This window comes from Streptococcus tangpeifui (assembly GCF_044503215.1).
Lineage (GTDB): Bacteria > Bacillota > Bacilli > Lactobacillales > Streptococcaceae > Streptococcus > Streptococcus tangpeifui.
Map to the genome: position 1 here is coordinate 861,353 of NZ_CP172427.1, position 22,959 is coordinate 884,311.

The window sequence follows — 22,959 nt, forward strand, 5'->3', positions numbered from 1 at the left end:
GTTATGTCTATTAATAAGTACATTGATCATACTCTACTGAAGCCAGATGCGACTAAGGATCAGATAGATCAACTGTTGGCAGAAGCTAAAGATTATGATTTTGCTTCTGTCTGTGTTAATCCATATTGGGTTGCCTACTGTGCAGAAGCTTTGAAAGACTCAGATGTCAAGGTTTGTACGGTTATCGGTTTTCCTCTGGGTGCTAATACCACTGCTGTTAAGGTTTTTGAGGCTAAGGATGCCATTGCAAACGGTGCTGAAGAAGTGGATATGGTCATTAATATCGGCCAATTGAAAGCTGGTAATTATGAAGCTGTTAAGGAAGATATTCATGCCTTAGCGGAGGCGACAGGCAAAACCCTGCTCAAGGTCATTATAGAAACCTGCCTGTTAACAGATGATGAAAAAGTCAAGGCTTGTCAGTTAGCTGTTGCAGCTGGGGCGGATTATGTCAAGACCTCTACGGGATTCTCAACGGGTGGTGCAAATGTTCCTGATGTGAAATTAATGCGCCAAACTGTTGGTGATACGGTCGGTGTCAAGGCATCTGGTGGTGCCCGTACCTACCAAGATGCCAAAGCTTTCGTTGAGGCGGGAGCCAGTCGAATCGGCGCTTCAGCAGGCGTTGCTATTGTTGAAGGAGAAAAGGCCAGTGGTGCTAACTGATTCCAATCTAGTTGAATTGGCCAGGAAAGCTAGTCTGTGTTCTTATGTGCCTTATTCGCATTTTCCGGTTGGTGCGGCTGTTCTAACCAAGTCTGGTCAAGTTTTTCAGGGCTGTAATATTGAAAATGCCAGTTTTGGCCTGACTAATTGTGCAGAGCGAACGGCAATCTTTAAGGCAATTTCTGAGGGACAGCGAGATTTTTGCAGCATTGCGATTTATGGCCAAACAAATCGGCCAATTTCTCCTTGTGGGGCCTGTAGACAGGTTATGGCTGAGTTTTTTGATTTGGATTGCCCTGTTACTTTAGTTTCTAAAGATGGTGCGACTGTCGAGATGACAGTCGGTGAGTTATTACCATACTCTTTTCAGAACCTAGAGTAGGTTCTTGTGTTAATTGGATTAGACCTTAGGGTTTAAGATATTTTTGCAACCTAGTTGCGACTTTTTAGAGGAGGAGTTCATTTATGAAGATGAACAAAAAACTTATTGGCTTAGGTTTGGCAGCAGTTGCCATCCTATCACTCGGTGCTTGTAGCCGTTCATCGCACTCATCATCTAGTTCAGTTAAAGCTGCTATCGTAACAGATACTGGTGGGGTTGATGATAAGTCCTTTAACCAATCGGCTTGGGAAGGTTTGCAAGCTTGGGGTAAGGAAAATAAGTTGAAAAAGGATACTGATTTCACTTATTTCCAATCAGACGATGAGTCTCAATATGCAACCAACCTAGATTCAGCCCAAAGTAAGGGTTACAATCTGATTTTTGGTATTGGTTACAATCTCCACGATGCTGTTGCTGAAGCAGCTCAATCAAATTCAAAGACAAATTATGTTATTATTGATGATGTCATTGAAGACCAAAAGAATGTAGCCAGTGTCCTTTTTGCTGATAATGAAGGTGCCTACCTTGCAGGTATTGCAGCTGCTATGCAAACTAAGACCAATAAGGTTGGTTTTGTCGGTGGTGTTAAATCAGATACTATCACTCGTTTTGAAACTGGCTTTAAGGCTGGTGTTGCTTCTGTGAACAAGGATATTGAAGTAGAAGTTCAATATGTTGGTTCTTACAATGATGCTGCTAAAGGACAAACCATTGCTCAGTCAATGTACTCTGGTGGTGCCGATGTCATCTACCATGCTTCTGGTGGTTCTGGTAAAGGTGTCTTCTCGCAAGCTAAGGAAATCAATGAAGGATTGAATTCTGATGCTGCTGATAAAGTTTGGGTTATCGGTGTTGACCGTGACCAATCCGAAGAAGGAAACTATACTGCTCAAGATGGTAAGAAATCAAACTTTGTTTTGACCTCAACCGTTAAAGAAGTTGGTACAGTCGTAAAAGATATCGCTAATGATCAATTGGATGGCAAGAAATTCCAAGCAAAAACAACTACCTATGGATTGAAAGATAAGGGTGTTGATATTGTCACTAAGAATTTGCCAGATAATATCAAGAAGGCCGTTGACAGTGCTAAGAAAGACATTATTGATGGTAAAACCAAAGTTGACGATGGCGTTAAGAAAAAATAAACGATCAAAAATATAACTTTTAAAAGGGCGACCTAAAATGGTCGCTTTTTAAGGGACTGAGATTTTTATCTCAGTTAAATCCATTAACTGTAGCCGCTAGTGGGTTTAACTGACCTAAAAATATAAGTTGAAAGGAACTACTATGGCACAAGAAACTGTCATTGAAATGCGCAATATTACCAAAAAGTTTGGTGATTTTGTGGCCAACGACCATATTAATCTAGATGTCAAAGCGGGTGAAATCCATGCTTTATTGGGTGAAAATGGTGCGGGTAAATCTACCTTGATGAATATGTTATCAGGCCTACTCGAACCAACAGAAGGAGAAATCTTTCTCAATGGTAAAGCTGTAAAATTGGATTCGCCGTCTAAATCAGCAAGTTTAGGAATTGGGATGGTTCACCAGCATTTCATGTTGGTTGATGCCTTTTCAGTCGCTGAAAATATTATTTTAGGGACTGAGGTCACAAAGGGAGCCTTTCTGGATCTCAAAAGGGCCACCCAAGAAATCAAAGCGCTTTCTGAGAAGTATGGCTTAGCAGTCAACCCTGAGGCCAAGGTAGCTGATATTTCGGTTGGAGCACAGCAGCGGGTAGAAATTTTGAAAACCCTCTATCGTGGTGCAGACATCTTGATTTTTGATGAACCGACTGCTGTTCTGACTCCAGCAGAAATTGCTGAGCTCTTGGATATCATGCGTAACTTGGTCAAGGAAGGTAAATCAATCATCCTTATTAACCATAAATTGGATGAGATTCGTGCCGTTGCCGATCGTGTCACAGTTATCCGCCGTGGTAAGTCTATTCAGACCGTCCCAGTGGCTGGAACAACCAGCGCAGAATTGGCCGAAATGATGGTCGGCCGTGCGGTTTCTTTCAAAACAGATAAAATTGCCTCACATCCAAAAGAAGTGGTACTCTCTATTAAAGATTTAGTTGTTAATGAGAACCGTGGTGTGCCTGCTGTTAAAGGTTTGTCCCTCGATGTTCGTGGTGGTGAAATCGTAGGTATTGCTGGGATTGATGGCAATGGCCAAACCGAGCTCATTCAGGCTATCACTGGTTTACGTAAGGCTAAATCTGGTTCTGTCAAAGTTAAGGGAGCAGAAGTTACTCATGCCAATCCTCGTCAAATAACAGAGATGAGTGTTGGCCATATTCCGGAAGACCGGCATCGTGATGGAATGATTCTTGAAATGACGCTAGCTGAAAATATGGCTTTACAAACTTATTATAAGGAGCCTTTTAGTCACCATGGTGTTTTGGATTACGACTACATTAATAAAAATGCCAAACGCCTGATGGGAGAGTTTGATGTTCGAGCTGCTAGTGAACAAGTTTCTGCTGGTTCTTTGTCGGGTGGTAATCAGCAAAAAGCAGTGATTGCTAGAGAAGTCGATCGTGATCCGGATCTCTTGATTGTCAGCCAACCAACTCGAGGGTTGGATGTTGGTGCCATCGAATATATTCGTAAACGTTTAGTCGGGGAACGCGACAAAGGTAAGGCAGTTTTAGTCGTCAGCTTTGAATTGGATGAAATTCTCGACTTGTCAGACCGGATTGCTGTTATCCATGATGGTAAAATTCAAGGTATCTTGGACCCAGCCAAAACTGATAAACAAGAATTAGGTGTTTTGATGGCTGGTGGCTATTTGAAGAAGGAGGACGCAAATGTCTAAGAAAACGCAAAATTGGGCAGTGCCCCTGATTGCAGTCTTGCTGGGGATGCTTGCTGGAGCCATTATCATGTTGATTTTTGGCTACAACCCTTTCTGGGCCTACAATGATTTGCTTTATTCTGCTTTTGGTTCAATTAAAAATATTGGTGAAATTCTGCGGGCTATGGGTCCTTTGATTCTGATTGGCTTAGGTTTTGCTGTGGCTTCTAAGGCAGGTTTCTTTAATGTTGGTTTGCCAGGTCAAGCCCTAGCTGGTTGGCTGATGTCAGTTTGGTTCGCCTTATCTTTCCCAGATCTGCCAAAGCCAGTCTCTGTTATCTGTACGGTTCTAATTGGTTTAATTGCTGGTGGCATCATTGGAGCCATTCCTGGGATTTTACGAGCTTACTTAGGAACCAGTGAGGTTATTGTTACCATCATGATGAATTATGTGGTACTCTACGTTTCTAAGGCTATTATTCTCGATGGTATCTCTAAGGATGTGATGCGAACCACAACAGCTAGTATTAAAGTATCGGATTCTGCGTCCTATCAAACTAATTTCTTGTCCAGTCTCACTGACAATTCTCGTTTCAATCTCGGTTTCTTTATTGCTTTAGCGGCTGTCTTTATTATCTGGTTCCTCTTGAAAAAGACTAAAACTGGTTATGAAATCACAGCAGTTGGGCTCAATCCCAATGCAGCTGAGTATGCCGGTATGTCTTCTAAACAAGTCATTATTTGGTCAATGGTTATTTCGGGTGCCTTAGCCGGACTGGGAGGAACTGTTGATGGTCTGGGAACGTATGAAAATGTCTATGTTCAAACCAGTTCCCTACAAATTGGCTGGGATGGTATGGCTGTTGCCCTCTTGGCTTCTAACAGTCCAATCGGTATCCCATTTGCTGCCCTTCTCTTTGGTGTGTTATCAGTCGGTAAAACTGGTATGGTAGATGTGCCATCTGAAGTTATTGATGTTGTTTCTGCCTTAATTATCTTCTTTGTTGGCAGTAACTATATTATTCGTCGCTTTATTAAACCGGCCAAAAATGCTAAAAAAGTCGTAGCGGAAGGAGGTAAATAAGATGGGTCTACTTGCAGTTTTAGTTCTTTTAGTTTCTTCGGCTCTCAAGTATTCAACACCCCTTATTTTCACCAGCATTGGTGGAACCTTCTCTGAGCGCGGTGGTATTGTCAATGTCGGTCTGGAAGGAATTATGGTTATCGGGGCTTTCTCTGGCGTTGTTTTTAACCTAGCCTTTGCAGATAGCTTAGGGAAGGCGACTCCTTGGGTAGCTTGTTTGGTAGCTGGTCTCGTTGGCCTTGTTTATTCCCTTATTCACGCAGTAGCGACTGTTAATTTTCGGGCAGACCATGTTGTCTCTGGGACAGTTCTGAATCTGATTGCTCCTGCCTTGGCAGTTTTCCTTTGTCGTGTCATGTATGGTAAAGGAGAAACTGATACTATCAGCCAATCCTTCGGGCGCTTTTCTTTCCCTATTTTAAAGGACATTCCAGTGATTGGTGATATCTTTTTTAAAAACACGTCATTGATTGGTTATGTGGCTATTTTGGTAGCCTTTCTTGCCTATATCCTGATTTTTAAAACACGTTTTGGTTTGCGCTTACGTTCCGTTGGTGAACATCCCCAAGCTGCGGATACTCTTGGCATTAATGTCTATTTAATGCGTTATGCTGGGGTTATGTTGTCAGGTTTCTTTGGCGGGATTGGCGGTGCTGTTTATTCTCAAGCTATTTCTAATAGTTTTGCGGTCACCACTATTGCTGGTCCAGGATTCATTGCCTTGGCGGCTATGATTTTCGGTCGTTGGAATCCAATCGGTGCTATGCTTTCCAGTCTCTTCTTTGGTTTGTCCCAATCTCTGGCTATTATTGGCCATAAGATTCCTGGCTTGACCCATGTACCATCAGTTTATTTGGAAATTGCTCCTTATGTTTTGACTATTGTTGTTTTGGCAGCTTTCTTCGGCAAAGCTGTTGCTCCTAAAGCAGATGGTGTCAATTATATTAAGACTAAGTAATTATAATCATTTTGAGCAGAGACTTATGGTAGGTATCTATAGATTTATAACTGATAAGCGTGCTGCATATGGCTAAACAGGCTAGAACCTAAGGTTCTAGCCTGTTTAGCTATCCAAGAAGTTTGAACTGTGATAGAATACTAGTGAGGGAGTGTATTCTAATGTTTGGGAGTTGGTTCGTATGATAGAAAATCAATTGACGGTTCATTTTCATAACCGTCAGGGAAATTATGATAATTATAGCATGTGGAAATGGTTGGATGGCTATTGGGGCGAAGATGCTCAATTTGATAATCAAGACGACTTTGGCCTTGTGGGGAAGATTAGTTATCCCTTTGAACGTTTTGCTAGTCAGGTTCATCTTTTAGTTAAGACAGCTGATTGGTCATCACAGACTTGCGATTATACCGTTCGGCGTTTTTCAGGAGATGCGCCTAACAACATTTGGTTGGTTGCAGGAGATGATCAAGTTTATTATTCTAAACAGGTAGCTAAAACTAGTCCCTTTTATACTGGTCAGGACGGCAAGGCTTTTGACATGGGAATTCATGCTAATGACTTTGACCGCCGCTGGGGTTACCAAGGTTGGCTTGGTTTCCGTTATCAAGCTGATCAGACAAAGTTTAAAATTTGGTCTCCCTTGGCCGATAGGATTTATCTCTTGCTTTATAAGGATGCTCAGAGTCCAGCACGCTTGATTCTTATGAACAGAGGACATAAGTTTAATACAGACCACCACGAATTAAATAATCATGGTGTTTGGTCGGTGACGGTTAATGAAGACTTGAAAGGCTGGTCCTACCAATACCGAATCTATCATGAGGCCAATTTTTATCAAGATACCAGAGACCCCTACAGTACGGTCCTCAGTCTAGATAATAAGAAATCTCTGATTGTCCCAGATGAAGATTTGCGACCAGAGGGATTTGAAGTTAAACAGGGGAAAGATGCCTATTGGCGAACTAATAATGCCTGTTCGGCTGTTATTAGTGAATTACACTTGCGTGATTTTACAAATCATGTCTCTTCAGGAGTCAGTCCAGAACTTAGAGGGACTTTTTTAGGAGCTAGTCAGGTTGCTGTGAAAAATCCTAGTGGTCATCCGACAGCCTTTGAACATATTAAGAATATGGGCTACTCTTACATTCAATTGCAGCCGGTTTTTGACCATCATAAAACTTATTCAAAGAACGGAGAACTCCTCTATAACTGGGGTTATGACCCTGAAAATTATAATGTTCCTGATCGCCAGTTTGCTGCTGATCAGTCTAATCCCTTGGCACCAATTCTTGAATTCAAGCAGATGATTCAAGCCTATCACGATGCCGGTATCGGCGTGATTATGGATGTTGTCTATAATCATACCTATTCCTCTTACAATTCTCCTTTCCAGTTATCCTGTCCTTATTATTACTACCGAATGCATGCCGACGGTTCCTTCCAAGATGGCTCAGGATGTGGTAATGAAACAGCTAGTGAAAAGGAAATGTTCCGCAAGTATATGATGGATTCCATACGTTATTGGGTACAGGAATATAATATCGACGGATTCCGTTTCGACTTGATGGGCCTCCATGATACCCAGACTATAAATCTTATTCGTGATTTCTTGGATAGCATTGACGAGCGGATTTTGGTTTATGGTGAAGGCTGGGATATGGGAACTGGTCTGCCTCAAAGGCAGAAGGCAGCTAAGATCAATGCTGATGTGATGCCGCGTGTTGCCTTTTTTAATGATAATGCTAGAGATGCTGTCAAAGGGGCAGAAGTTTATGGTGATATCAAGGCTGGCTATGTTTCAGGGGCACCGCTTGAATGGGAAGTTTCGCAAGCATTGCTGGGTAGTCAGGCTTTTGCACCTTATTCAGCTCCAAGCCAGGTTTTAAACTATGTTGAGGTTCATGATAACTATAATCTCAATGATTTATTGGCAGTTCTCCATCCTGAGGATAGCTTGGAGACGCGTAAAGCGAGAGTTTATTTGGCTAACGCCTTAAATCTATCCATGCAGGGTATCTGCTTTATGCAGCTGGGACAGGAATTTATGCGGACGAAGATTCAGCCGACAGGTCAAAATGGTGAAGTGACAACAGAAGATTTAAAACGGGCTAGCAACAGTTATAATGCGCCAGATTCAGTTAATGCTATTGACTGGACTTTAGTAACGGAGCATCAAGATTTATTGGAAAAAATTAAAAAATTGCTTATTTGCAAGAAAAGCGGACGAGAATTTTCTGAAAGAAGGTTTGAGGATATATATGCAAATATTACTATCAAGAGCAATGCTTATCATTCGGGGATTGTAGAAATCTCATCAAAAGAAGGCGATTTCATTTTTAATAACCAAGAAATTTCCTTGAAAATGACCTGACAAAGCTATCAGTTTATGATAAAATAAAGGTGGTTAATAAGGTCGCTAACATTTTAAATGTTTACTTAGGTCATTGACAATTCGGGTAGCCTTAAGTTTAGGGCTGCTCTTTGTTTTATCAAATTGTCTATGGCTGACAGTGATATTATTCAAAAAAGGTAGGTGGTTATATGGAAAAAGAATTAGAGCTTTATACTTTCGGGACTGGCGAAAATTTTCATGTGCAAGATTACTTAGGTGTTCATCGTGAAGAAAATGGAGAGTACAGTTTTCGAGTGTGGGCTCCACATGCCGAGCATGTGCAAGTTATTGGTGATTTTACAGGTTGGTTTGACAATCCTCTGGATATGGCCTTGAATCACGCAGGGGTTTGGGAGGCTAGGACCGATCAAGCCCAAGAAGGTCAAATTTATAAATTTTTGGTTCAACGTCGCGGTGGTCAGATTGTTGAAAAAATTGATCCTTGTGCTCTCTACTTAGAAGAACGTCCAGGAACAGGAGCCATTATTAAGACCTTTGAAGAAAAGAAATGGAAAGATGGACTCTGGATGGGACGGCGGAAACGTTTTGGCTTCAAGGAGCGTCCTATCAATATTTACGAGGTTCACTCGAGTTCTTGGAAGCTAGGATCTGATGGTCAACTCTTGACCTTTAAGGAACTGACTAAGGAATTGATTCCTTATTTGGTTAAAATGAATTATACCCATGTTGAGTTTATGCCATTAATGGCTCACCCTTTGGGCATGTCTTGGGGTTATCAGCTGATGGGTTATTTTGCTTTTGAGCATACTTACGGTAAGCCAGAAGACTTTCAAGAATTCGTTGAAACTTGTCATCTGAATAACATTGGAGTTATTGTAGACTGGGTACCAGGGCATTTTACTCAGAATGATGATGCTTTGGCTTACTATGATGGTACGCCAACTTTTGAATATGCCGATAGCGATCGTGCTCATAATAGACGCTGGGGCGCTCTGAATTTTGATCTCGGCAAAAATCAGGTTCAGTCCTTTATGGTGTCCAGTGCTCTCTATTGGATTGAACAATATCACATTGATGGCTTGCGAGTAGATGCTGTCAGTAACATGCTTTACCGCGATTATGATGATGGTCCATGGACTCCTAATGTCTTTGGTGGCAATCGTAATCTGGAAGGTTTTAACTTCCTGCAAAAATTAAATGGTGTTATTCATTATCACCACCCTGATGTGATGATGATTGCTGAGGAATCGACTGCAGCTACGCCAATCACGTCCCCGATTGAATCGGGTGGACTGGCTTTTGATTACAAGTGGAATATGGGGTGGATGAATGATACGCTCAAGTTCTTTGAGGAAGATCCAATCTATCGCCAGTATGATTTTAATTTAATTACCTTTAGCTTTATGTACGCTTTTTCTGAGAGCTTTATCCTACCTTTCTCCCACGATGAAGTCGTTCATGGCAAGAAGAGTCTGATGCACAAGATGTGGGGAGACCGCTATAATCAATTTGCTGGTCTGCGTTGTCTCTATGCTTATCAAATGTGCCACCCTGGTAAAAAGCTGCTTTTCATGGGTTCTGAATTTGGTCAGTTTTTGGAGTGGAAGTATGACTATCAGTTGGAATGGACCAATCTGGAAGATAAACTTAATCATCAAATGCAGAATTATACAGCAAAACTTAATCAATTTTATAAGGAACACAAGGCTCTCTGGCAAATTGATGATTCTTATGATGGTATTGAAATCATTGATGCTGATAATACTGCAGAATCTATCCTATCCTTTGTTCGCCGAGACAGAAAAGGAGACCTTCTGATTTGTGTCTTTAATATGGCCCCGGTTGAACGTAAGGAATTTACGATTGGTGTTCCTGTCGCTGGTCTCTATGAAGAAGTCTTTAATACTGAGTTGGAAGAATTCGGGGGTGTCTGGAAAAAATCTAATCCATCAACCAAGACGCAGTCTGGTTTGTGGAAAGATTATCAACAAACTTTGACTTTCACTATGCCAGCTCTTGGTGCAAGTATTTGGCGTGTGAAGAGACATCAACGAACAAAACCGAATAAATAGATGGAGGTTTTTTGCCTCGTCGATTTTAATAGCTTAACATCTTATCGGAAGGAGTTTTTACATGAAAAATGAAATGTTAGCACTTATCTTGGCAGGTGGTCAAGGTACACGTTTGGGCAAATTGACTCAATCCATTGCTAAACCAGCTGTCCAGTTTGGAGGTCGCTATCGGATTATCGATTTTGCCCTTTCTAACTGTGCTAATTCTGGCATCAACAATGTCGGCGTGATTACCCAATACCAGCCTCTGGCACTAAATAGCCATATTGGAAATGGTTCTGCTTGGGGGTTAGATGGCATTGACAGCGGTGCCACCATTTTGCAACCCTATTCAGCAACTGAAGGAAATCGTTGGTTCCAAGGGACCAGTCATGCTATCTATCAAAACATTGACTACATCGATAGCATGAATCCTGAGTATGTTTTGATTCTATCTGGGGACCATATCTACAAGATGGACTATGATGATATGTTGCAAACTCACAAGGATAATATGGCTAGTCTGACAGTTGCGGTGATTGATGTCCCTCTCAAAGAAGCTAGTCGTTTTGGTATTATGAACACCGATACTAATGATAGAATTGTTGAATTTGAGGAAAAGCCTGAACAGCCTAAATCAACGAAGGCGTCTATGGGAATTTATATCTTCGATTGGAAGAAGTTGAGAGAAATGCTTCTTGATGCTCAAAAGAACGATATTGATATGTCTGACTTTGGTAAAAATGTTATTCCTGCCTACTTGGAACAAGGTGAGCCTGTTTATACTTATAATTTCTCGGGTTATTGGAAGGATGTTGGTACAATCGAGTCTCTTTGGGAAGCTAACATGGAGTATATTGGTGAAGATAATGCTCTTCATAGTCGTGATCGTAACTGGAAAATCTACTCTAAGAATCTGATTGCTCCACCAAACTTTATTACGGAGCAGGCTCAAGTAGTGGATTCCTTAATTGTTGATGGGTGTGTGGTTTCTGGTAAAGTTGACCATTCTATTCTTTCAACCAGCGTTAAAGTTGAGGAAGGTGTTGAAATTAAAGATAGTTTCATCATGAGCGGTGCGACAATTAAGAAGGGGGCCAAGGTTACCCGAGCAATTGTTGGTGAAGGAGCTGTTATCGGTGAAAATGTCGTTATTGATGGTAGCGATGAGGTTCAAGTTGTTGGTTATAATGAAGTAGTGGGGGTTCCAAATGAAGATTGATAAATATTCTGCCATTTTAGGAAATGCAGTCGGTTACCATGATATGGGAAAATTGACTGAAAATCGACCTTTGGCCAGTCTGCCTTTTGACGGGAAATATCGTCTTTTGGACTTTCAATTATCTAGTTTGGCTAACGCTGGTATCCGCAGTGTCTATGGTATTTTCCGTGGCCAAAATATCCGTTCAGTTTTTGACCATATCCGTTCAGGTCGTGAGTGGGGACTTAATACTCTCTTGAGTCATTATTTCCTTGGTTTTTATGAAAGCGATGATCAAACACATATTTCAGATTCGAATTATTATAAACAAATTTTAACCTATCTTAAACGAGCAGATACGGACCAAACTGTCTATATGTCTAGTGATATACTTTGCAATATCAATCTGCAACAAGTGCTTCATCTGCATAATGTTAACCATCGTAATATCACTGTTGTTTATAAGAAAGTTTCGAGTGAGCACATCTCAGATGCTAATGAGATTTTGCAAATTGATGAAACAGATCATGTTACGGGTAAACTCGACTTGCAAAATATTGACGAACCTGTACCAATGTCTGCCGATATCTTTGTTGTTAATACACCATGGTTAATCGAGCAGTTGGAAAAAGAAGCTAAGCAAGAGCGACCAAGAAAGATTCGCTATCTTCTGCGCGATCTTTTGGTTGATACTGGGGCTTTGGCTTTTGAGCATACTGGTTACCTTTCTAATATTAGTTCAGTTAAATCTTACTATGATGCTAATATGGATATGTTGGATTCGCAAAAGTTCTATGCTCTCTTTTATAGCAATCAGAAGGTTTATACTAAGGTTAAAAATGAAGAAGCCAGTTACTTTGCCCCAAGCTCCGATGTCAAACGATCTCAATTTGCATCTGGTTCCATTATCAAGGGAGCTGTGCACCATTCCATTGTATCGCGTTCCTGCTATGTTGAAGAAGGAGCAACAGTCAGTGATTCTGTCATTTTTCCTAAGGTTAAAATCGGTCAAGGAGCTCAACTTGAGCATGTGATTGTTGATAAGGGAGTCACAGTCCCAGCTGGCGTAACCCTGCGAGGCAGTGCGGAAAAGCCATTAGTTATCGGTAAAGGTCAAGAAGTTACTGGAGATATTGTTCAATGAAAATCATGTTTGTAGCAGCAGAAGGTGCACCCTTTGCTAAAACTGGAGGTCTGGGGGATGTTATTGGGGCCCTACCTAAATCCCTTGTCAAAAAAGGTCATGAGGTTGCGGTTGTCTTACCTTATTATGATGCAGTAGATAACAAGTTTGGGGATCAGGTTGAAGATGTCATGTATTACTTCACCAATGTTGGTTGGCGTCATCAATATGTTGGTGTTAAGAAACTGGTCAAGGACAAGGTTAGCTTTTATTTTTTGGATAATCAATCTTATTTCTTCCGTGGTCATGTTTATGGTGACTGGGATGATGGTGAGCGCTTTGCCTTCTTCCAACTAGCAGCTCTTGAACTGATGGAAAAGATCGATTTCATCCCAGATATCCTGCATGTACACGATTATCACACTGCAATGATTCCTTTCTTGCTCAAGGAAAAGTATCGTTGGATTAACGCCTACCGAAACATTCGAACAGTCTTTACCATCCATAATATTGAGTTTCAAGGACAGTTTGATTCTGGAATGCTTTGGGATCTTTTTGGAGTTGGCTATGAGCGCTATGCTGATGGGACACTCCGTTGGAATAACCGTTTAAACTGGATGAAAGCAGCAGTACTTTATGCTGATCGAGTGACCACTGTTTCTCCTTCTTATGCTCAAGAAATCATGACACCTGAGTTTGGTAAGGGGCTCGATCAGGTCATGCGGATGGAGTCTGGCAAGATCTCAGGCATAGTTAATGGGATTGATACGGAACTCTTTAATCCAGCTACTGACCAATATCTGGATGCCCCATTCTCGGCGGATGATTTATCTGGTAAGGCTGTTAATAAGGCAAAATTACAAGAGCGATTGGGTCTACCAGTTAAGGCAGATGTTCCTCTGATTGGAATTGTATCTCGCTTGACCGACCAAAAAGGTTTTTCATTGGTTGTTAGTGAGCTTCAACATATTTTACAGTTTGATTTGCAAGTTGTTGTTCTGGGAACAGGCTATGCGGACTATGAAAATGGCTTTTCTTGGTTTGCCAGCCAGTACCCTGACAAGTTATCGGCTAATATAACTTTTGACTTGGGCTTAGCTCAACAAATTTACGGTGCTAGTGATCTCTTTCTTATGCCTTCTGCTTTTGAACCATGTGGTCTTTCACAAATGATGGCTATGCGTTATGGAAGTCTGCCAATCGTGCATGAAGTAGGTGGTTTAAAAGATACTGTCATTCCTTACAATGAACATGATCAGTCCGGTACAGGATTCTCCTTCCACGGTTTTTCAGGCTATCTTATGACCAATACTATAAAATTGGCCTTGGAAGTCTATCAAAATCGTTCAGAGGATTGGCAGGCTCTGCAAAATCATGCTATGACGAGAGATTTCTCATGGGATACAGCTAGTCAAGCTTATGTTAATCTCTATCATGAACTTTTCTAAACTTACTAATAATAGATAAGAAGGCGTTATTTATCATGACACTAACAAAAGATCAATTTATTCGCGATTTTAAAGATACTTTGCATGAAGAACAGTTAATCAAGGTTCCAGATGCTACCCCTACAGAACTTTTCTCAGCTTTAGCTAAGGTGATTCGGAAGTATTACACTCCTTTATGGTTGGAACGTAATCGTAATCTAACAGTCAATAAGGAAAAAATTGCTTATTACTTTTCGATTGAATTCTTACCAGGCCGGATGCTGGAAACTAATTTGCTTAATCTTGGTATTTTGGATACTGTTAAGGAAGGTTTTGCTGAACTTGGTGTTGATTTTGAAAATGTTAAAAATGCAGAGCATGACATGGCATTGGGAAATGGTGGTTTGGGACGTTTAGCTGCAGCTTTTATGGATTCCTTGGCAACAACTGGTTATCCTGGCTTCGGTAATGGGTTACGTTATCGCTATGGCCTCTTCAAACAAAAGATTGTTGACGGTCATCAGGTCGAATTGCCTGATGATTGGTTTGGCAGCCTAGGTAATGTTTGGGAAATCCGAAAAGATCACGATGCTGTGGATGTCCGTCTTTTCGGGGACGTCTTCCTAGAGCAGAATGAAGAAGGAAACCTTGTTCCAACTTACCATAACAGTCAGGTTCTTCGTGCAGTACCTTATGATGTGCCACAAATTGGTTTTCAAAATGGTAATGTTAATAATTTGCGTCTTTGGGATGTTGAGATTCCGGCTGATCAAGAAGCTCTTTATCCAACGGTAGAATCTCGTCGGGCTGTTAGTGATATCACAGCAATTCTTTATCCTGATGATTCTACTCTAGAAGGTAAGCAATTGCGCTTGGTCCAAGAGTACTTTATGACTAGTGCTGGATTGCAAACGATTATCAAGTATTATCTCAAGCAGGGATCTCCGCTGGAGGATATTTACAAGAAGGTATCTGTTCATATCAATGATACTCATCCAGCTGTTGCTCCAGCAGAATTTATGCGACTCTTAGTTGATGATTATGGCTTAGAATGGGATGACGCTTGGAAGGCAACTGTCAAGACCATGAGTTACACTAACCATACTATCATGTCTGAAGCCTTAGAAAAATGGGATGCTGAGCTCTTCAAGAAAGTTTTGCCACGTGTTTATCAAATTATCTTGGAAATTGATAATCGCTTTGTCGCAGAGCTTGGTAAGGCAGGCTACGATGCAAATGTTGTCAATAATACTCGTATTGTAAAAGATGATCAAATCCACATGGCCAACTTAGCCATTATTGGTGGTCACTCTGTCAATGGGGTAGCCAAGCTGCACACGGAACTGTTGAAGGAAGATACCTTGCGGAGCTTCTATAAGCTTTATCCTGAAAAATTTAACAATAAAACGAATGGTATTATCCCTCGTCGCTGGACACAGATTGCGGCACCAGAATTATCCAGTGCTATTGACCAATTTATTGGTGATGGTTGGCGCAGTGATATCCACCAGTTGGAAGGCCTCTCAACTTATCTTGATGACCAAGAAGCTCTTGATACCTTCTATCAAGTTAAAAAGGATGCTAAGAGTCGTTTAGCTAACTATATTAGGGAGACAACAGGTTTCCAAGTGTCAACAGATGCTATTTTTGATGTTCAAGTTAAACGTCTTCATGCTTACAAGCGTCAACTGCTCAATGTTCTTCATATTATCAAGCTCTATTGGGATTTAAAAGATGATCCTAATAAAGATATGGTTCCTCGAGTTTTCATTTTTGGAGCTAAGGCAGCACCCGGCTATCACTTTGCTAAGTCGGTTATCAAGGTTATCAATGAGTTAGCTAATTTGATTAATAACGATGAAAGCTTGCAAGGCAAGCTCCATGTTTTCTTCTTGGAAAATTATAATGTGAGCTTGGCTGAATTGATTATTCCTGCTGCGGATGTGTCAGAGCAAATCTCCCTAGCATCGAAGGAAGCTTCTGGTACTTCAAATATGAAGTTCATGATGACTGGAGCTATTACTTTAGCGACACTTGATGGCGCAAATATTGAAATCAAGGATGAAGTAGGGGACGACAATATTGTTATTTTTGGTATGGATAAGGATGCAGTCTATGCACACTACCATGCTAATGACTATCATTCTTGGGATTTGTATGAAAATGACTCAACCATTCACCGAGTGATTGACAGTTTTGTTAACGGTACCATTCCAAACATTCAAAGCGAAGGAATGGAAATTTATGAAGCCCTTATTCAACATAATGACGAGTACTTTTTGCTAGAGGATTTTCATTCTTATGTAGCAGCACAGGAAAAGATTGAAGCTCTTTATCGTGATAAAGATAAATGGGCTCGCATCAGTTTGACTAATATTGCCAAATCGCATAGGTTTACTGCTGATGATACAATTACTCAGTATGCTAAGGAAATTTGGGAACTACAAAAGTAGGCTTGTTTAGAATAAAAGATTAGATGGAAGTCCAATGTCATTAAGCTAGGAGATTTTATTCCAAGTTTGGGATAAGATCTCTTTTTTTCTCGAGTATATCACCTCTCAGAGTTACCCACTACAGTTGACAATGAGCCGTTTTTTCATGAGTTCAGTAGTTTTTATCAATTAGGCCTCCTGATTTTCTCAGTTTTTTCTGAAAGCTGTGAGCATATAATTTGTAATCGCTTACAAATTATGATAGGCTTTAGAAGTAACCAAAATAGAAAGTTGGAAAACTTATGGCAAAAATTGTTGTTGTCGGAACGAACCATGCTGGTACAGCAGCTATCAAAACGATTCTGACCAATTACGGTTCTGAAAATGAAGTTGTTACTTTTGATCAGAACTCAAATATCTCATTCTTAGGCTGCGGTATGGCTCTTTGGATTGGTGACCAAATCTCGACTGGTGATGGTCTATTTTATTCAAACAAAGAAGAACTTGAAAGCCTTGGTGCCAAGGTTTATATGAACTCACCTGTTACCCATATTGACTATGATAAAAAGATTGTGACAGCTTTGGTTGATGGTCAGGAACATCAAGAGTCATTTGATAAATTAATTTTAGCAACAGGTTCGCAACCTATTTTGCCACCAATTAAGGGGGCCGCTCTCAAAGAAGGTTCCCGTCAGTTTGAAGCAACTTTAGAGAACTTACAATTTGTTAAGCTTTACCAAAATGCTCAAGACGTTATTGAACGTTTGAAAGATAAGGATATTAGCCGTGTCGCTGTAGTTGGTGCAGGTTATATCGGAGTTGAATTAGCTGAAGCTTTCCAACGCAAGGGGAAAGAAGTCGTCTTAATTGATGTCGCTGATACCTGTATGGCAGGATACTACGATCGTGATTTGACTGACAATATGGCTAAGAACTTATCGGATCACGGTATCCAGTTAGCCTTTGGCCAAACTGTTAAGGAAATTGCTGGTCAGCATAAGGTTGAAAAGATTATTACCGATAAGGCCGAATTTGATGTAGATATGGTCATCATGGCAGTTGGTTTCCGACCAAATACTGCTCTTGGGGAAGGTCGTTTAGATACCTTCCGCAATGGTGCATGGATTGTAAATAAAAAGCAAGAGACTAGTATCAAGGATGTCTATGCTATCGGGGATTGTGCAACCATCTATGATAATGCTATTGGAGATACAAACTACATTGCTCTAGCTTCTAATGCTGTTCGAACTGGTATCGTAGCAGCTCATAATGCTGCTGGACATGATTTAGAAGGTATTGGCGTCCAAGGATCTAATGGTATCTCAATCTATGGTTTCAACATGGTTTCGACTGGTTTAACCTTGGAGAAAGCCAAGCGGTTAGGATTTAATGCAGCAGTAACTGAATTTACTGATTTACAGAAGCCTGAATTTATGGAAACTGCTAATGAGCCTGTTACTCTCAAAATTGTTTACGATAAGGATAACCGCAAAGTTCTAGGGGCTCAGATGGCTTCTAGGGAAAATATTTCTATGGGGATTCACATGTTCTCATTGGCTATTCAAGAAGGCGTCACTATTGATAAATTAGCCTTGACCGATATTTTCTTCCTCCCACATTTCAACAAGCCATATAACTATATTACAATGGCAGCTCTTGGAGCAGAGAAATAGATCCTGAAAAAGCCGCTGATGTCTTTAGCATCAACGGCCTTTTGCTTTTCATGAACACAATTTTGCCAAAATAAAAGATGTGGTTGTCGACGCGTTATTAGGATATAATAATCAGTAAATTTGCTCGAAAACTAACGCCTTTCCTAATTGATAATGCCACAAATCAACTTAGCTTAACCATTTTAAATGTGCTGAGTAAGGTTTTAGGGCTTTTCGTATGCGGCTTTCATGAGTTTAGCATACCAGTTTTGGTTATCAAATAAGTCTAGTAAAAGAAAAAGATTGAAAAATGAACTTTTCAACCTTTTTTCTTTATCTCGTTTTTAGTCTGCTTAGTTTCTAGAAGCAGCTTGGAATTCTGGATTGGCAAAAGCTTCATCAATGATAGCTTTCAAAGCCGTAGCTGAAGATTGCATCTTTTGTAGTTCTGCATCATTAAGAGGGATGTTTACTGGACGCACAATACCGTGAGCCCCAACGATAGCGGGTTGACCGATAAAGCAATCTGAAACCCCATCGTATTGGCCTTCTTGGAAGACTGACAGTGGCAAGACAGCATTTTCATCATCGAGAATAGCTTTAGTGATACGGGCAAGGGCAACGGCGATACCATAGAAAGTTGCCCCTTTCTTTTCGATGATAGTGTAAGCAGCATCACGAACAGATTCGAACAAGCTAATCAAGCCTTCTGCATCAACATCGCGATTATCTTGTAGCCATTGTTCCAATTTAACACCGGCAACGTTAGCATGTGACCAAACAGCGAATTCAGAGTCACCGTGTTCACCCATGATGTAAGCGTGGACAGAACGTGCATCAATACCAATTTTGTCTGCCAAAGCTTGACGATAACGGGCTGTATCAAGTGAAGTACCTGACCCGATAACGCGCTCTTTAGGGAATCCTGAGAATTTCCAAGTTGCATAAGTCAAGATATCAACTGGGTTAGCGGCAACTAAGAAGATACCGTTAAAACCAGATTTAACAACCTCTGTAACGATTGATTTGTTGATAGCAAGATTCTTACCAACCAAATCCAAACGAGTTTCACCTGGCTTTTGAGGAGCACCCGCAGTGATAACAACAAGGTCAGCATCAGCGCAGTCTTCGTACTTAGCAGCATAAATCTTCTTAGGTGAAGTGAAAGCAAGGGCGTGGCTGAGGTCAAGAGCATCACCAACAGCTTTTTCAAATAATTGTGGGATTTCGATGATACCAAGCTCTTGAGCGATTCCTTGGTTGACAAGTGAGAATGCGTAAGAAGAACCTACGGCACCGTCACCAACGAGGATGACTTTTTTATGTTGTTTAGTTGCAGTCATGTCTAAACATCTCCTTAATTTTTTTAGGCTTAAGCCCATACAGTATTATCTTACCACCTTTTATCGTAAATGTCACTAGCTAATGGTTGGAAAATGTAAACTTTGCAAACCCGTGAAAGCTTGATTTCATAGGTGAAATTGCTGAAAGAATCCCCCAAATATGCTATAATGATATGGTATACTTAAACAAGAAAGAGACAGATTTAATGCAAGATAATAATCTAGTAGATGTGAATCTGACCAGTGAAATGAAGACCAGCTTCATTGATTATGCCATGAGTGTTATTGTCGCTCGGGCCCTGCCAGATGTTAGAGACGGTCTCAAACCGGTTCACCGTCGTATTCTCTACGGGATGAATGAACTGGGAGTCACGCCGGACAAGCCCCATAAAAAATCCGCTCGGATTACTGGGGATGTCATGGGTAAATACCATCCCCACGGGGACTCCTCTATTTATGAAGCCATGGTGCGGATGGCTCAATGGTGGTCGTATCGTCACATGTTGGTTGATGGTCATGGGAATTTTGGGTCTATGGATGGTGATGGCGCTGCGGCTCAACGTTATACCGAAGCCCGTATGTCCAAAATAGCCTTGGAGATGCTCCGTGATATCAATAAAAATACCGTCGATTTTCAAGATAACTACGATGGTAGTGAAAAGGAGCCGCTGGTTTTGCCGGCTCGTTTTCCTAATTTGCTGGTCAACGGTGCAACAGGGATTGCTGTTGGGATGGCGACTAATATTCCACCACATAATTTAGGTGAAGCGATTGATGCCGTGAAGCTAGTGATGGATAATCCAGATGCTACAACTAGAGATATTATGGAGGTTATGCCCGGTCCAGATTTTCCTACAGGTGCTCTTGTTATGGGAAAATCGGGTATTCATCGCGCTTATGAAACGGGTAAGGGGTCTATCGTTTTGCGCTCACGCACCGAGATTGAAACGACTAAATCGGGTCGAGAACGTATCGTTGTGACAGAGTTTCCTTACGGTGTCAATAAGACTAAGGTGCATGAGCATATTGTGCGCTTGGCTCAGGAAAAGCGCGTGGAAGGCATTACAGCTGTTCGTGATGAATCCAGTCGTGAAGGTGTCCGTTTTATTATTGAGGTCCGCCGCGATGCCTCTGCTAATGTTATCCTCAATAATTTGTTCAAATTAACCAGCTTGCAAACGAACTTTAGTTTTAATATGCTGGCCATTGAAAAAGGTGTGCCAAAGATTTTGTCACTGCGACAAATCATTGATAACTATATTGAGCACCAAAAAGAAGTTATCGTTCGCCGGACTCGTTTTGATAAGGAAAAGGCTGAAGCTAGAGCTCATATTTTAGAAGGCTTGCTGATTGCTTTAGATCGTTTGGATGAAGTAATCGCTATTATTCGGGGCAGCCAGACTGATGCTGAAGCTCAAGCCGAGCTCATGTCTCGTTTTGAATTATCCGAGCGCCAAAGTCAGGCTATTCTCGATATGCGTCTGCGCCGTTTGACCGGTTTGGAACGTGACAAGATTCAAAATGAATACAATGATCTCTTGGCTTTGATTGCTGACTTGGCTGATATTTTAGCTAAACCAGAGCGGGTTGTGACCATTATCAAAGATGAGATGGATGAGATCAAGCGCAAATTTGCTGATCCTCGTCGAACGGAGCTCATGGTTGGTGAAGTCCTTTCTCTAGAAGATGAAGACCTAATCGAAGAAGAGGACGTTCTCATTACTTTGTCAAATAAGGGCTATATCAAACGTTTAGCTCAGGATGAATTTCGAGCTCAAAAACGTGGCGGCCGTGGTGTTCAAGGAACAGGCGTTAATGATGACGACTTCGTGCGAGATTTGGTTTCAACCAGTACCCACGATGTGGTTCTCTTCTTTACCAACCAAGGCCGTGTCTATCGCCTCAAAGGGTATGAAATTCCAGAATATGGACGGACAGCCAAGGGTTTGCCGGTTGTTAACCTCCTGAAATTGACTGAAGGAGAAACTATTCAAACCATTATCAGTCTTAATCAAAAGGAGATTGCTGAAAAGTCTCTCTTCTTTACGACCAGGCAGGGAGTCGTCAAGCGGACCAACATTTCGGAATTTGCTAATATTCGGCAAAATGGTCTGCGAGCTCTTAATCTTAAGGATGGTGATGAATTGATCAATGTCCTTTTGACAACTGGTCAAGATGATATTATCATCGGTACCCAATTTGGTTATTCTGTTCGATTTAAAGAAGAGGTTGTTCGGAATATGGGGCGTGGTGCGACAGGTGTCAAGGGAATTACCTTGCGTGATGGTGACCAAGTTATCGGTGCCTCAGTTATTACTGATGCTCAAGAAGTATTGGTTATCACTGAAAGAGGCTACGGTAAGCGAACATTTGCCAGTGAATACCCAACTAAGGGTCGTGGTGGTAAAGGCATTAAGACTGCTAATATCACCGATAAGAACGGTTCTTTAGCAGGTCTAGTAACTGTACATGGTGATGAAGACATCATGATCATGACGGATACCGGTATTATTATCCGAACTGGTGTTTCTAATATCTCTCAAACTGGTCGTTCCACCATGGGAGTTAAGGTCATGCGCTTGGATGATAGTGCTAAGATTGTGACATTTGCCCTCATTGAAAATGAAGAAGATAGTAAAGAGGAAGAGAAGGAGCAAGAGGTAAATGAAGACAGCTAAATCTCGGCAGTCAGATTACCATAAGAAGAGGGATTCTTCTAAGAAAAAGCATCATTGGCTGAGAACAATTTTAGTTGTTTTGCTGTTAGTAGTCGGCCTTGCTCTGGTTTTTAATCGTTCTATTCGGAATTCGCTGATTGCCTGGAATACCAATAAATATCAAGTTTCTAAGGTGGATGAGAAGACTCTGAAAAAGAATAAAAAGGCCAAGGTGAATTACGATTTTGATTCGGTTGAATCAGTTTCAGCTCAGTCAGTTATCAGTTCTCAGATGGATGCTCAAGATTTGCCGGTTATCGGCGGAATTGCTATTCCTGATTTAGAGTTAAATCTGCCAATCTTTAAGGGATTGGGGAATACTGAGCTTTCTTACGGGGCTGGCACCATGAAGGAAAACCAAGTCATGGGCGGTGAGAATAACTATGCTCTGGCTAGTCACCACGTTTTTGGTGTCACTGGTGCTTCCAAAATGCTCTTTTCTCCTTTGGATCATGCAAAAAATGGGATGGATATTTATCTGACCGATAAAAATAAAGTTTATACCTATGTGATTACAGAGGTTAAGACGGTTGATCCATCTGATGTTGCCGTTATCGACGATACGCCAGGTTCTAAGACCTTAACCTTGGTTACCTGTGATGATGCAGAAGCTAGTCATCGGATCATTGTCTCAGCTAATTATAAGAAAGAGGTAGTCTATGATAAGGCTTCACAAAGAATGTTAGATGCCTTTAATCGCTCGTACAACCAATTATCTATGTAAATGGAAAAATCAGCTTCCGGCAGAACACCAAAAGCTGATTTTTT

General features: G+C 41.1%; 16 protein-coding genes. 15 read left to right on the plus strand and 1 reads right to left on the minus strand.

From position 1 onward, the window contains the following. The first annotated feature begins 3 nt into the window (after positions 1–3). The 13 genes from deoC (at position 4) to nox (ending at position 18,152) form a co-directional block, all read left to right on the plus strand. Positions 4–666, plus strand: a complete 663-nt coding sequence (gene deoC, locus ACFSN5_RS04010; protein WP_165212764.1) for a deoxyribose-phosphate aldolase — start codon at positions 4–6, stop codon at positions 664–666. After that, complete coding sequence (locus ACFSN5_RS04015; RefSeq protein ID WP_241154221.1) at positions 653–1,048, plus strand: cytidine deaminase; 396 nt, start codon at positions 653–655, stop codon at positions 1,046–1,048. Before deoC ends, ACFSN5_RS04015 begins: the two co-directional genes overlap by 14 nt. An 89-nt stretch (positions 1,049–1,137) precedes the next feature. Further along, the gene (locus ACFSN5_RS04020; protein ID WP_157769183.1) at positions 1,138–2,193 is read left to right on the plus strand and encodes a BMP family lipoprotein; all 1,056 of its coding nucleotides are present in this window, start codon (positions 1,138–1,140) and stop codon (positions 2,191–2,193) included. Between the two features lie 142 nt (positions 2,194–2,335). Next, positions 2,336–3,871, plus strand: coding sequence for an ABC transporter ATP-binding protein (locus ACFSN5_RS04025; protein WP_165212766.1), 1,536 nt, complete (start codon positions 2,336–2,338; stop codon positions 3,869–3,871). Beyond that, positions 3,864–4,934, plus strand: a complete 1,071-nt coding sequence (locus ACFSN5_RS04030) for an ABC transporter permease (protein WP_165212768.1) — start codon at positions 3,864–3,866, stop codon at positions 4,932–4,934. The genes ACFSN5_RS04025 and ACFSN5_RS04030 overlap by 8 nt, the downstream gene beginning before the upstream one ends. 1 nt (position 4,935) lies before the next feature. Beyond that, positions 4,936–5,892 (plus strand): ABC transporter permease, encoded by a 957-nt coding sequence (locus ACFSN5_RS04035; RefSeq protein ID WP_004227041.1) that lies wholly within the window; start codon positions 4,936–4,938, stop codon positions 5,890–5,892. Between the two features lie 181 nt (positions 5,893–6,073). Further along, positions 6,074–8,263, plus strand: coding sequence for a type I pullulanase (gene pulA / locus ACFSN5_RS04040; RefSeq protein ID WP_165212770.1), 2,190 nt, complete (start codon positions 6,074–6,076; stop codon positions 8,261–8,263). 170 nt (positions 8,264–8,433) lie between these two features. Then, on the plus strand, positions 8,434–10,317 hold the full coding sequence (gene glgB, locus ACFSN5_RS04045) for a 1,4-alpha-glucan branching protein GlgB (protein WP_165212772.1): 1,884 nt from the start codon (positions 8,434–8,436) through the stop codon (positions 10,315–10,317). A 61-nt stretch (positions 10,318–10,378) separates the two neighbouring features. Next, on the plus strand, positions 10,379–11,518 hold the full coding sequence (locus ACFSN5_RS04050; protein ID WP_165212774.1) for a glucose-1-phosphate adenylyltransferase: 1,140 nt from the start codon (positions 10,379–10,381) through the stop codon (positions 11,516–11,518). Continuing rightward, positions 11,508–12,641, plus strand: coding sequence for a glucose-1-phosphate adenylyltransferase subunit GlgD (glgD, locus tag ACFSN5_RS04055; RefSeq protein WP_165212776.1), 1,134 nt, complete (start codon positions 11,508–11,510; stop codon positions 12,639–12,641). Before ACFSN5_RS04050 ends, glgD begins: the two co-directional genes overlap by 11 nt. Further along, positions 12,638–14,068 (plus strand): glycogen synthase GlgA, encoded by a 1,431-nt coding sequence (gene glgA, locus ACFSN5_RS04060; protein ID WP_165212778.1) that lies wholly within the window; start codon positions 12,638–12,640, stop codon positions 14,066–14,068. The genes glgD and glgA overlap by 4 nt, the downstream gene beginning before the upstream one ends. 35 nt (positions 14,069–14,103) lie before the next feature. Continuing rightward, positions 14,104–16,500 (plus strand): glycogen/starch/alpha-glucan phosphorylase, encoded by a 2,397-nt coding sequence (locus ACFSN5_RS04065; protein WP_165329416.1) that lies wholly within the window; start codon positions 14,104–14,106, stop codon positions 16,498–16,500. Positions 16,501–16,781: 281 nt separating this feature from the next. Then, on the plus strand, positions 16,782–18,152 hold the full coding sequence (nox, locus tag ACFSN5_RS04070) for a H2O-forming NADH oxidase (protein WP_165212782.1): 1,371 nt from the start codon (positions 16,782–16,784) through the stop codon (positions 18,150–18,152). A gap of 332 nt (positions 18,153–18,484) precedes the next feature. On the opposite strand, the gene ACFSN5_RS04075 is transcribed toward nox, so the two are convergent. Continuing rightward, a complete protein-coding gene (locus ACFSN5_RS04075; protein WP_165212784.1) occupies positions 18,485–19,474 on the minus strand; it encodes an L-lactate dehydrogenase in 990 nt (329 codons plus the stop codon). A 206-nt stretch (positions 19,475–19,680) separates the two neighbouring features. Between ACFSN5_RS04075 and gyrA the strand changes: the two genes are divergently transcribed. Together gyrA and ACFSN5_RS04085 are read left to right on the plus strand one after the other, a co-directional pair. Further along, a complete protein-coding gene (gene gyrA, locus ACFSN5_RS04080) occupies positions 19,681–22,152 on the plus strand; it encodes a DNA gyrase subunit A (RefSeq protein ID WP_165212786.1) in 2,472 nt (823 codons plus the stop codon). Further along, the gene (locus ACFSN5_RS04085; RefSeq protein WP_165212788.1) at positions 22,139–22,915 is read left to right on the plus strand and encodes a class A sortase; all 777 of its coding nucleotides are present in this window, start codon (positions 22,139–22,141) and stop codon (positions 22,913–22,915) included. Before gyrA ends, ACFSN5_RS04085 begins: the two co-directional genes overlap by 14 nt. The last annotated feature ends 44 nt before the right edge of the window (positions 22,916–22,959 follow it).